This window comes from Streptomyces sp. NRRL F-5123 (assembly GCF_000721495.1).
Taxonomy (GTDB): domain Bacteria; phylum Actinomycetota; class Actinomycetes; order Streptomycetales; family Streptomycetaceae; genus Actinacidiphila.
Window position 1 is genome coordinate 52,417 of record NZ_JOHY01000041.1, and the last position, 11,989, is coordinate 64,405.

Sequence of the window (11,989 nt, forward strand, 5' to 3'; positions counted from 1 at the left end):
CATATGGACACTCTTCGTCACTCGACTGCGGCGTGGCAGGCGCCGGACGTTCCCGCTCGGAGGCGCGCGCACGAAGACGCCACGCAGATCGCAGCCTCAGAGCCGGGATCCCGGGGATTCTGCCGCGTCACGATCGTGGCGCCGGACGGCAGGACCGACGTGGCCCTTCCCGACGACCTGCCGGTCGCCGACCTTCGCCCCGACATCCTCCAGCTGTCCGGTCTGGCGCAGGGCGCCGCGGAACCGCCCGGCTACCACCTCGTCCGCCGCGACGGCGCGCCGCTCGACCCCGCCCTGTCGCTGTCCGCCCAGCACGTCCTTGACGGTGAGTTCATCCTGCTGCGCGCCATTGCCACGTCGTTGCCGCCCGCCGTCCACGACGACGTGGCCGACGCGCTCGCCACCGCCGTGGCGCCCGACCGCCGCCACTGGACCGGCGACCTGATGCGCCCCGCCGGGCTGACCGGCGGAGCCGTGCTCATGGCGGCGGTCTGCTGGGTGCTGTGGCAGGCCGACCCGGTGCGGCACGACATGCACGGCCTTCCAGCCGTCGTGGCCGCGGTGACGGGTTCCGCGCTTGCCGCCTTCGCCGCCGTACGGGCCCGCGTCTACGGCGACCGCACCGCCGCCGTCGCGCTCGGCCTGGCCGCGCTGCCGCATCTGCTGGTCGCCGGGTCCGGCCTCGTCGCGCCGCCCACCGGGCACGGAGCGGGGCGGCTGCAGCTCCTGGCCGGCTGCGCGACCGTGCTGCCGGCCTCGGCGGTCCTGGTCGCGGTGCTGCCGGCCGGGGACGCGCCTTTCGTCGCGTCCGCCGTCCTGGCCGCCGCCGGAACCCTGGCCGCGTACGCAGCCGTCGCCGCCGACGTGGGGCCTGGGCAGGTTGCTTCGGTCGTGGCCGTCGCGGCGGTCGGGCTGATCGGCTTCCTGCCCGGCTGGTCCGCGCGCCTGGCCCGGCTGCCGATCGGCTTCGACGACCCGGCACCCTCCGCCGGCACCGCCGCGGAGGACCGCGACCCCGGGCCGGCCCTCGACTACGAGGCGGTCGCCGCCCGGGCCCGCCGCGGCCACGAACTCCTCCTCGGCCTGACCGGCGGCTGCGCGGCCACCCTGGTGGTCGCAGCCGCCGTCCTCGGCAGCTCCCGGGCCGTTCCCGCCCAGGCGCTCGCCCTGGCCGCCGGGATCGCCGCCCTGCTGCGCGCCCGGCTCTTCCGCCGCACCGCCCAGGTCGGGGCCCTGCTCGCGGCCGGCGTCGTGGCGTCGGCGCTGTCCGTCGTAGGGTTCGCACCATCCGGAGGTGCATCCGGCCTGCGCCTCCTGTGGCTGCCCGGCGCCGTTGCCGTCGGCGCCGGAACGCTGCTCGCGGTCGGCCTGACGGTGCCGGGCCGGAGGGTGTCCCCGTTCTGGGGCCGCTGCCTGGAGGTCGCCGAGGGCGCCGTGCTGCTGACGCTGGTCCCGCTGTGCCTGGCGGTACTCGGGACGTACGGCGCGGTGCGCGGGCTGGGCGGCGGCTGAGCCGGGAAGCCCCGATTACGGTGCGCGCTCAGCCCGGTCGTACCGTCGTATGGACCGCAGTACGACCGGGCACCCTGTGCCACCGTTCGACCGGGTGACCCGCGGTAAAACGCCCGGCAACCGGCTGGTACCCTGGGTGACGGTCACCTGTGTGCTCACGCCGGGTGACCGAGAGCCGTGCGAGTCACGTGAGAATTCCCCGCGAAGAAGACCGGGGGCGCTCGCCGGCAGACGATCCCTGGAGGAGTCCGTATGGCGCTCGACGTCGAAACGAAGAAGCAGATCATCGCCGAGTTCGGCACCAAGGAAGGCGACACCGGCTCCCCCGAGGTCCAGGTCGCGCTGCTCTCGCGGCGCATCTCGGACCTGACCGAGCACCTCAAGACCCACAAGCACGACCACCACTCGCGCCGCGGTCTGCTCATCCTGGTCGGCCAGCGCCGCCGCCTGCTGCAGTACCTGGCCAAGAAGGACATCACGCGCTTCCGTGAGCTCCGCGAGCGCCTCGGCATCCGTGCCGGTGCGGCGGGCGTTCGCTAGGACGCGTGCAGGGGAGCGGTTCCCGTCCGACGGGACCGCTCCCTTTGCCATATGCACCGGCACGGTGCGCCGGTCACGCAACCGTCTTGTACGAGGTCGGCCACGTATCGCCCACAGGACGTGCGCGATACGTGCGTCGTCTGATGCAATGGTGCTGTTGACTGCTGTTGACAACGTATGAGGAGGAGCGTCCTCCTATCCGCCGCAGCTGCCGGTCCTCGGTAGTGGCCTCCGGGTGGTTGCACCCCCGGTGGCTTCGATCGAAGACCGGCCCCGGCAGGACGCCCCTCCACCGATGGCCCGCCGGGAGACGCCCTGCGGGCGAGGACGAGGAGAAACCCCATAGTGGAGAACGAGACCCACTACGCCGAAGCCGTTATCGACAACGGATCCTTCGGCACCCGCACCATCCGCTTCGAGACGGGCCGGCTGGCCCGTCAGGCCGCCGGCTCCGCCGTGGCCTACCTGGACGACGACACCATGGTGCTGTCGGCCACCAGCGCCTCCAAGCAGCCCAAGGAACACTTCGACTTCTTCCCTCTCACGGTGGACGTCGAGGAGCGCATGTATGCGGCCGGCCGCATCCCCGGCTCGTTCTTCCGCCGTGAGGGCCGCCCCTCCGAGGACGCCATCCTGACCTGCCGGCTGATCGACCGCCCGCTGCGTCCGTCCTTCGTCAAGGGCCTGCGCAACGAGATCCAGATCGTCGCCACCGTCATGGCCCTCAACCCCGACCACCTCTACGACGTGGTCGCGATCAACGCCGCCTCCTGCTCCACGCAGCTGGCCGGCCTGCCCTTCTCCGGCCCGATCGGCGGCGTCCGCGTCGCGCTGATCCGCGGCCAGTGGGTGGCCTTCCCGACGCACAGCGAGCTGGAGGAGGCCGTCTTCGACATGGTCGTCGCCGGCCGGGTGCTCGACGACGGCGACGTCGCGATCATGATGGTCGAGGCCGAGGCCACCGAGCGCACCGTCAAGCTCGTCGAGGGCGGCGCCGAGGCGCCGACCGAGGAGGTCGTCGCCGCCGGCCTGGAGGCCGCCAAGCCGTTCATCAAGGTGCTGTGCAAGGCGCAGTCCGAGCTGGCCGCCAAGGCTGCCAAGCCGACCGGTGAATTCCCGGTCTTCCTCGACTACGAGGAGGACGTCTTCAGCGCCCTCGAGGCCGCCGTCACCGACGAGCTGGCGCAGGCGCTGACCATCGCCGGCAAGCAGGCCCGCGAGGCCGAGCTGGACCGCGTGAAGGGCCTGGCCGCCGAGAAGCTGCTGCCGCAGTTCGAGGGCCGCGAGAAGGAGATCTCCGCGGCCTACCGCTCGCTGACCAAGAAGCTGGTCCGCCAGCGCGTCATCCGCGACAAGGTCCGCATCGACGGCCGCGGTGTCACCGACATCCGCACCCTGGCCGCCGAGGTCGAGGCGATCCCGCGGGTGCACGGCTCGGCCCTGTTCGAGCGCGGCGAGACCCAGATCCTGGGCGTCACCACGCTGAACATGCTGCGCATGGAGCAGCAGCTGGACACGCTCGCGCCCGAGACGCGCAAGCGGTACATGCACAACTACAACTTCCCGCCGTACTCCGTCGGCGAGACCGGCCGCGTCGGCTCCCCGAAGCGCCGCGAGATCGGCCACGGCGCCCTCGCCGAGCGCGCCCTGCTGCCGGTGCTGCCGACCCGCGAGGAGTTCCCCTACGCGATCCGGCAGGTCTCCGAGGCGCTGGGCTCCAACGGCTCGACGTCGATGGGCTCGGTCTGCGCCTCCACCATGTCGCTGCTGAACGCCGGTGTGCCGCTCAAGGCCCCGGTCGCCGGTATCGCCATGGGCCTGATCTCGCAGGAGATCGAGGGCAAGACGCACTACGTGGCGCTGACCGACATCCTCGGTGCCGAGGACGCCTTCGGCGACATGGACTTCAAGGTCGCCGGCACCAAGGACTTCGTGACCGCCCTCCAGCTGGACACCAAGCTCGACGGCATCCCGGCGTCCGTCCTGGCCGCGGCCCTCAAGCAGGCCCGCGACGCCCGGCTGCACATCCTCGACGTGATGATGGAGGCCATCGACTCCCCGGACGAGATGTCGCCGAACGCGCCGCGGATCATCAGCATCAAGATCCCGGTGGACAAGATCGGCGAGGTCATCGGCCCCAAGGGCAAGATGATCAACCAGATCCAGGAGGACACCGGCGCCGACATCTCCATCGAGGACGACGGCACGGTCCTGATCGGTGCCACGGAGGGCTCGCAGGCCGAGGCCGCCCGCACGATGATCAACCAGATCGCCAACCCGACCATGCCCGAGGTCGGCGAGCGTTACCTGGGCACCGTCGTGAAGACCACGACCTTCGGCGCCTTCGTGTCGCTCATGCCCGGCAAGGACGGTCTGCTGCACATCTCGCAGATCCGCAAGCTGGCCGGCGGCAAGCGCGTGGAGAACGTCGAGGACGTCCTCGGCGTCGGCACCAAGGTGCAGGTCGAGATCGCCGAGATCGACCAGCGCGGCAAGCTCTCGCTCGTCCCCGTGATCGAGGGCGAGGACGGCGACAGCCAGGACGCGAAGGACGAGTCGGCCCAGTGACGACCCGCTCCACCGCCGTGACGGCCCGCCCCTCCACCAAGGGGCGGGCCGTCCGCACGCGGACCCTGCTGCCCGGCACCGACGGGGTCGGCACCGTCCGCCGCAGCGTGCTGCCCGGGGGCCTCCGGGTCGTCACCGAGACGCTGCCGACCGTCCGCTCCGCCACCTTCGGCATCTGGGCGGCCGTCGGCTCCCGCGACGAGACCCCGTCGCTGAGCGGTGCCACGCACTATCTGGAGCACCTGCTCTTCAAGGGCACCGAACGGCGCAGCGCGCTGGAGATCTCCGCCGCCGTCGACGCGGTCGGCGGTGAGATGAACGCGTTCACCGCCAAGGAGTACACCTGCTACTACGCCAGGGTGCTCGACACCGACCTGCCTCTGGCCGTCGACGTGGTGTGCGACATGCTCACCGGCTCGCTGATCCGCCAGGAGGACATCGACGCCGAGCGCGGTGTCGTCCTGGAAGAGATCGCGATGACCGAGGACGACCCCGGCGACCAGGTGCACGACCTGTTCTGCGGTGCGATGCTCGGCGACACCCCGCTAGGCCGCCCCGTGCTGGGCACCGTCGAGACGATCAATGCCCTCACCCGCGACCAGGTCGCCCGTTTCTACCGCCGGCACTACGACCCCACCCGTCTCGTGGTGGCCGCCGCAGGGAACATCGACCACGCGAGCGTCGTACGCCAGGTCCGCCGCGCCTTCGAACGGGCCGGCGCGCTGCGCGACCCGGACGCGGTACCGCAGGCCCCGCGCGGCGGCAGCCGTACGCTGCGCACCGCGGGCGCCGTGGAAGTCCTCGACCGGCGCACCGAGCAGGCCCACGTCGTGCTCGGCATGCCGGGCCTGTCGCGCACCGACGACCGGCGCTGGGCCCTCAGCGTGCTCAACACCGCCCTCGGCGGCGGCATGAGCTCGCGGCTCTTCCAGGAGGTCAGGGAGAAGCGCGGGCTCGCCTACTCGGTCTACTCCTACACCTCCTCCTTCGCCGACTGCGGCCTGTTCGGGGTGTACGCGGGCTGCCAGCCGGCCCGCGTGCCCGAGGTCCTCAAGATCTGCCGGGACGAGCTCCACCAGGTTGCCGAGCACGGGCTGACCGACGAGGAGCTGCGCCGCGCCATCGGCCAGCTGGCGGGCTCCACGGTGCTGGGGCTGGAGGACACCGGCGCGCTCATGAACCGGATCGGCAAGAGCGAGCTGTGCTGGGGCGACCAGCTCTCGGTCGACGACCTGCTCGCGCGGATCGCCGCCGTCACCCCTGACGAGGTGCGCGCGGTCGCCCGCGACGTCCTCGGGCAGCGCCCGTCGCTCGCCGTCATCGGCCCGCTCAAGCAGAAGCAGGCCGCACGCCTGCACGAAGCCGTCGCCTGATGCGCGGGCGCGCGGCAGGCCCGGCCGCGCGCCCGCGCAACAACCCCCCGCTCGCCCCGTACGCGCTGGCGTACGCAGACCTGGAGGACCCAAGAACGATGAGCAAGCTCCGTGTGGCCGTCATCGGCGCCAAGGGCCGTATCGGCTCGGCCGCGGCCGCCGCTGTCGAGGCCGCCGACGACCTCGACCTGGTCGCCGCGATCGACCGCGACGACCCGCTGGAGGCGCTGACCGAGGCCGGCGCGCAGGTCGCCGTGGAACTGACCCATCCCGACTCGGTCATGGGCAACCTGGAATTCTGCGTCGGACACGGCATCCACGCCGTCGTCGGTACCACCGGCTGGACCGAGGAGCGCCTGGACCGGCTGCGCGAGTGGCTGGCCGCCGCGCCCGGCACCGGCGCCCTCGTCGCCCCGAACTTCTCCATCGGTGCCGTCCTGACCATGCAGTTCGCCCGGCAGGCCGCCCGCTGGTTCGACTCCGCCGAGGTCATCGAGCTGCACCACGACAACAAGGCCGACGCCCCCAGTGGCACCGCGACCCGCACCGCCCAGCTGATCGGTGCCGCCCGCACCGAGGCCGGGCTCGCCCCGCAGCACGACCCGACCACCCACGGCCTGGAGGGCGCCCGCGGCGCCGCGGTCGACGGCGTGCCCGTGCACTCGGTGCGCCTGCGCGGCCTGCTCGCCCACCAGGAGGTGCTGTTCGGCGGCACCGGCGAGACCCTGACCATCCGGCACGACTCGCTGCACCACAGCAGCTTCATGCCGGGCATCCTACTCGCCGCCCGCACCGTCCCCGGCGTGCCCGGCCTGACGTACGGCCTGGAGCACTTCCTGGACGGTACCGAGCCGGACGGCCGGGGAGCCTGAGGCATGCGCGCCAGACTCAGCTACACCGTCTCGGCCCTCGCGCTGGTTTTCTACTTCGTGCTGGTCGGCGACCGCGGAGTGCTGCTCATCGCCGACGGTCGCCCGGTCACGGTCGCGTTCGGCCTCGCGGTGCTGGTGCTGCCGCTGATCGGCGCCTGGTTCCTGTGGCAGACGACGCAGTTCGCCCGCAACGCCGGGCGGCTCGGCCGCGAACTGGAGGCCGAGGGCGGCCTGCCGGTGGACGACCTGGCCCGTACGCCAAGCGGCCGGATCGACCGGGACGCCGCCGACGCGGTCTTCGCCTGTCGGCAGGCGGAGACGGAGGCGGCGCCGGACGATTGGCGCACCTGGTTCCGGCTGGCCGTCGCCTACTTCGACGCCCGCGACACGCCGAGGGCGCGTAAGGCGATGCAGCGGGCCATCGCCCTGCACGACGGCAAGCTGCCGCGCTGACCCCTGGCGGGGCCGCACACCCCGCCCACAGGGGCGTCAGAGCAGCTCCGCGGCCCAGCCCTCGATGGCGTCCGCGGCGACGTCGAAGGCCTCGACCCGGCCGAGGAAGTCCGCGTTGTGGTCGGTGAGCTGCGGGCGCAGGGAGCCACCGCTCTTGCGGGTGATGATCAGCGCCTGCCCCTGGACCGTACGCGGCAGCCCCAGCACCTTCACCGGCTGCTGAGCCGTGCGCACCGCGGCGATCTTGCGCCAGGGCACGGTCACGGTGCTGAAGAAGCTCGTCTGGCGCAGCCCCCGGCCGCTCACCCAGAGGCCGACCCGCAGCATCCGCAGCGCGGCCATGATCACCAGCAGGGCCACGGCCAGGCACAGCGCACCGCCCCTGGTGTTCTGTGCGGCCACCATGATGAGCGCGGCGAACAGCAGGTAGGCCGCGAGCATCAGGGCCAGCGCCGCCGTCCCGACCCGCCAGGGGCCGGGGCCGTAGGGGCGCATCCAACGGTCCTGGTCGAGGTGCGGCAGCGGGCGGCCCGCCCCGAGGTCGTCGGCTTCGGCGGTCGCGGAGGTGTAGGGCAAGGACACGCGGAGGATCCTCTTCGGGTTCCGGTGGGACGGGCGGGTGCACTCTGACGGGTGAGGCTAGCCGCCGAAAGCTGACTCGGCCACTTCGGGTGGGCTGACCGGCGGCGGCCGGCTGTCGTACCCACCGCCTAGGCTGGTCGCCGCAATGCCGCCCACAGGAAGGACACCACCGGTGCCGACCGACCTCCCCGACGGGGCCTCCACCAGCGCTCCCGCAGCCCCCGTCGAGTTCCGGGACGACGTGACCGTCGAACTGATCAAGCACAGCGCGTCGGACACCGACGTCCTGTGGGCGGCCCGGGTCTCCACCGCGGGCGAGCAGTCCCTCGACGAGCTGAGCAAGGACCCGGAGCGCTCCAAGGGGCTCATCAATTACCTGATGCGGGACCGCCACGGCAGCCCCTTCGAGCACAACTCGATGACGTTCTTCATCAGCGCCCCGATCTTCGTCTTCCGCGAGTTCATGCGGCATCGCGTCGGCTGGTCCTACAACGAGGAGTCCGGCCGCTACCGCGAGCTGCAGCCCGTCTTCTACGTGCCGGGGCCCGACCGCAAACTGGTGCAGCAGGGCCGTCCCGGCAAGTACGAATTCGTCCACGGCACCCCTGAGCAGCACAAGCAGGCGGTGGCGGCCATGGAGGAGTCCTACGCGCAGTCCTACGCGGCCTATCAGGCGATGCTCGCGGACGGAATCGCCCGTGAGGTGGCCCGGGCCACACTGCCGGTCGGCCTGTTCTCGTCGATGTACGCCACGTGCAACGCGCGGTCGCTGATGCACTTCCTCGGCCTGCGTACGCAGCACGAGATGGCCAAGGTGCCGTCCTTCCCGCAGCGCGAGATCGAGATGGTCGGCGAGCGGATGGAAGCGGCGTGGGCCGGACTGATGCCGCTCACCCATGCGGCGTTCAACGGCAACGGGCGTGTCGCCCCGTAAGCCCCGGGGTCGGCCGGCCGCTGTAGCCAAATGTCCGAAGTGTTCGGATTGCAGGCATTCATGAGGTTCATCTAGGCTGCAGAAACGGACCCCGGCGGTGCCTGAACCCCCGAGCAGGCACCGCCGGAGTCCTTTGCGCAGGTCCCGTGGCTGCGTGCCCCCGTACACACCGAGTAGCGTGGGACCCATGGCTCCGACCTCCACCCCCAAGGCCCCCTTCGGGCGGGTACTGACCGCAATGGTCACGCCGTTCACCGCGGACGGCGACCTCGACCTCGCCGGCGCCCAGCAGCTCGCCACCCACCTGGTGGACGCGGGCAACGACGGCATCGTCGTCAACGGCACCACCGGGGAGTCGCCCACCACGAGCGACACGGAGAAAGCCCAGCTCGTACGGGCTGTCCTGGAGGCCGTCGGCGACCGCGCCACCGTCGTCGCCGGGGTCGGCACCAACGACACCCGGCACAGCACCGAGCTGGCCCGCCAGGCAGAGGAGGCCGGCGCACACGGCCTGCTCACCGTCACGCCCTACTACAGCAAGCCTCCGCAGGAAGGCCTCCGCCGGCACTTCACCGCGATCGCCGACGCCACCGGCCTGCCCGTGATGCTCTACGACATCCCAGGCCGCAGCGGCGTCCCGCTGGACACCGAGACGATCGTCCGGCTGGCGGAGCACCCCAGGATCGTCGCCAACAAGGACGCCAAGGGCGATCTCGGAGCCGCCGGCTGGGCCCTCAGCCGCAGCGGCCTCGCCTGGTACTCCGGCGACGACATGCTCAATCTGCCACTGCTCTCCATCGGCGCCGTGGGCTTCGTCTCGGTCGTCGGTCATCTCGTGACCCCCGAGCTGCGTGCGATGCTGGATGCGTACACCGACGGCGACGTCGCCAAGGCCGCCGAGATCCACCAGCGCCTGCTGCCCGTCTTCACCGGAATGTTCCGCGCCCAGGGCGTCATGACCACCAAGGCCGCCCTTGCGCTGCGCGGACTGCCCGCAGGCCCGCTCCGGCTCCCGCTCACGGAACTGGACCCGCACGCCACGGAACGCCTCAGGAAGGATCTCGCCGCCGGCGGGGTACACCTCTGAACACAGACTTCACAACTGAATACGCAGGACCCGACCGCAGTCACGCCGTCCGGGACACAACCCGAACAGCGGTGCACTGCGCGCCGGACGCATGACGATCACACACAGTGCCGCACGCCACGGCCCAGGAAGGCCCTTTCGGCGTGCGCGACAGGGAGAAAACCTTTGAGCCATCCGCATCCAGAACTCGGTCCGCCGCGGCCGCTGGCCGAGGGCGGCCTGCGCATCACGCCGCTCGGCGGTCTCGGTGAGATCGGTCGCAACATGACCGTCCTCGAATTCGGCGGCAAGCTGCTGATCGTCGACTGCGGCGTCCTCTTCCCCGAAGAGGAGCAGCCGGGCGTCGACCTCATCCTTCCCGACTTCAGCTCAATCAGAGACCGCCTCGACGACGTCGTCGGCGTGATCCTCACCCACGGCCACGAGGACCACATCGGCGCCGTCCCCTTCCTCCTCAGGGAGAAGGACGACATCCCGCTCATCGGCTCCAAGCTCACCCTCGCCCTGATCGAGGCCAAGCTCCAGGAGCACCGGATCCGCCCCTACGCCCTTGAGGTGAGGGAAGGCGACCGGGAGCGCATCGGTCCCTTCGACTGCGAATTCGTCGCCGTCAACCACTCCATCCCGGACGCCCTCGCCGTCGCCATCCGCACCCCTGCGGGCATGGTCGTCGTCACCGGCGACTTCAAGATGGACCAGCTCCCGCTGGACGGCCGCCTCACCGACCTTCCCACCTTCGCGCGACTCGGCGAGGAGGGCATCGACCTGCTGCTCGCCGACTCCACCAACGCCGAGGTCCCCGGCTTCGTGCCGCCCGAGCGCGACATCTCGCAGGTGCTGCGCCAGACCTTCGCCAAGGCGGAGAAGCGCATCATCGTCGCCAGTTTCGCCAGCCACGTGCACCGCATCCAGCAGGTGCTCGACGCGGCACACGAACGCGGCCGCAAGGTCGCCTTCGTCGGCCGCTCCATGGTCAGGAACATGGGCATCGCCCGCGACCTCGGCTACCTCAAGGTCCCCGGCGGCCTCATCGTGGACGTCAAGGTGCTCGACGACCTGCCGGACGAGCAGGTGGTCCTCGTCTGCACAGGCTCCCAGGGAGAGCCGATGGCGGCGCTCTCCCGGATGGCCAACCGGGACCACCAGATCCGCATCGTCGAGGGTGACACCGTCGTCCTCGCCTCCTCCCTCATCCCGGGCAACGAGAACGCGGTGTACCGCGTCATCAACGGCCTCACCCGGTGGGGAGCCAACGTCGTGCACAAGGGCAACGCCAAGGTGCACGTCTCGGGCCACGCGTCGGCCGGCGAGCTGCTGTACTTCTACAACATCTGCAAGCCGCGCAATCTGATGCCGATCCACGGCGAGTGGCGCCACCTGCGGGCCAATGCAGAACTGGGCCAGCTGACCGGCATTCCCAAGAACCGCACGGTCATCGCGGAGGACGGCGTCGTCGTCGACCTCGTCGGCGGCGAGGCGAAAATCGCCGGCAAGGTCCAGGCGGGTTACGTGTACGTCGACGGGCTCTCGGTCGGGGACATCACGGAGTCCTCGCTCAAGGACCGCAGGATTCTCGGCGAGGAGGGCATCGTCTCTGTCTTCGTCGTGGTCGACAGCACCACCGGCAAGATCGTCGGCGGCCCGAACATCCACGCGCGGGGCTCCGGTATCGAAGACGAGGCCTTCGCCGCCGTCATCCCGAAGATCGAGGAGGGCCTGTCGCGTTCCGCCTCGGACGGCGTGATGGAGACCCGCCAGATCCAGCAGCTCATCAGACGGTCCGTCGGAAAGTGGGTGTCCGACACCTACCGACGCCGTCCGATGATCCTCCCGGTGGTCGTCGAGGTCTGACCCACCGTCAACATCCCCACCACGAGCGGGCCGCCGGATTTGCATCCGGCGGCCCGCTCCAGTACGTTGGCACAACCGCTCCGAACGAGGCCCGCGGAAACGCGCGCTCTCGAAACGAGGGTGGTAATTCCGACCGAAAGTCTTCTGATAGAGTCGGAACACAACGAAGGGAAAGCCCGGAGGGGCCGGTGAAACGGTCTCGAAGGAAGCTTCCGTT

Annotated in this window: 10 protein-coding genes; 9 read left to right on the forward strand and 1 reads right to left on the reverse strand. The window is 70.9% G+C overall.

The window, feature by feature from the left end; genetic code table 11:
- Window positions 1-3: 3 nt before the first annotated feature.
- The 6 genes from eccD to IH54_RS0127195 all read left to right on the forward strand — a co-directional run bounded on the left by eccD (window position 4) and on the right by IH54_RS0127195 (window position 7,318).
- Entirely contained in the window at window positions 4-1,512 is a 1,509-nt protein-coding gene (gene eccD, locus IH54_RS0127170) for a type VII secretion integral membrane protein EccD (RefSeq protein ID WP_078862556.1), read from the forward strand.
- Window positions 1,513-1,764: 252 nt separating this feature from the next.
- Window positions 1,765-2,052: a 30S ribosomal protein S15 gene (gene rpsO, locus IH54_RS0127175; protein ID WP_031521677.1), complete on the forward strand. Its 288-nt coding sequence runs from the start codon at window positions 1,765-1,767 to the stop codon at window positions 2,050-2,052.
- A gap of 345 nt (window positions 2,053-2,397) precedes the next feature.
- Window positions 2,398-4,620 carry a polyribonucleotide nucleotidyltransferase gene (locus IH54_RS0127180; RefSeq protein WP_031521678.1) on the forward strand — a complete coding sequence of 741 codons (2,223 nt, stop codon included), beginning with the start codon at window positions 2,398-2,400 and terminating at the stop codon, window positions 4,618-4,620.
- Complete coding sequence (locus IH54_RS0127185) at window positions 4,617-5,993, forward strand: M16 family metallopeptidase (RefSeq protein ID WP_031521680.1); 1,377 nt, start codon at window positions 4,617-4,619, stop codon at window positions 5,991-5,993. Before IH54_RS0127180 ends, IH54_RS0127185 begins: the two co-directional genes overlap by 4 nt.
- A 98-nt stretch (window positions 5,994-6,091) precedes the next feature.
- Window positions 6,092-6,865: a 4-hydroxy-tetrahydrodipicolinate reductase gene (gene dapB / locus IH54_RS0127190; protein ID WP_031521682.1), complete on the forward strand. Its 774-nt coding sequence runs from the start codon at window positions 6,092-6,094 to the stop codon at window positions 6,863-6,865.
- A 3-nt stretch (window positions 6,866-6,868) separates the two neighbouring features.
- Window positions 6,869-7,318, forward strand: a complete 450-nt coding sequence (locus IH54_RS0127195; RefSeq protein WP_031521684.1) for a hypothetical protein — start codon at window positions 6,869-6,871, stop codon at window positions 7,316-7,318.
- A gap of 36 nt (window positions 7,319-7,354) precedes the next feature.
- Here the strand turns inward: IH54_RS0127195 and IH54_RS0127200 are convergent, their stop codons facing one another.
- Window positions 7,355-7,900, reverse strand: a complete 546-nt coding sequence (locus tag IH54_RS0127200; protein ID WP_031521687.1) for a hypothetical protein — start codon at window positions 7,898-7,900, stop codon at window positions 7,355-7,357.
- A gap of 145 nt (window positions 7,901-8,045) precedes the next feature.
- Between IH54_RS0127200 and thyX the strand changes: the two genes are divergently transcribed.
- The 3 genes from thyX (at window position 8,046) to IH54_RS0127215 (ending at window position 11,772) form a co-directional block, all read left to right on the forward strand.
- Window positions 8,046-8,834, forward strand: a complete 789-nt coding sequence (gene thyX / locus IH54_RS0127205) for an FAD-dependent thymidylate synthase (protein ID WP_078862557.1) — start codon at window positions 8,046-8,048, stop codon at window positions 8,832-8,834.
- A gap of 187 nt (window positions 8,835-9,021) precedes the next feature.
- Window positions 9,022-9,921, forward strand: coding sequence for a 4-hydroxy-tetrahydrodipicolinate synthase (gene dapA, locus IH54_RS0127210; protein ID WP_031521692.1), 900 nt, complete (start codon window positions 9,022-9,024; stop codon window positions 9,919-9,921).
- A 165-nt stretch (window positions 9,922-10,086) separates the two neighbouring features.
- Window positions 10,087-11,772 carry a ribonuclease J gene (locus tag IH54_RS0127215; RefSeq protein ID WP_031521694.1) on the forward strand — a complete coding sequence of 562 codons (1,686 nt, stop codon included), beginning with the start codon at window positions 10,087-10,089 and terminating at the stop codon, window positions 11,770-11,772.
- The last annotated feature ends 217 nt before the right edge of the window (window positions 11,773-11,989 follow it).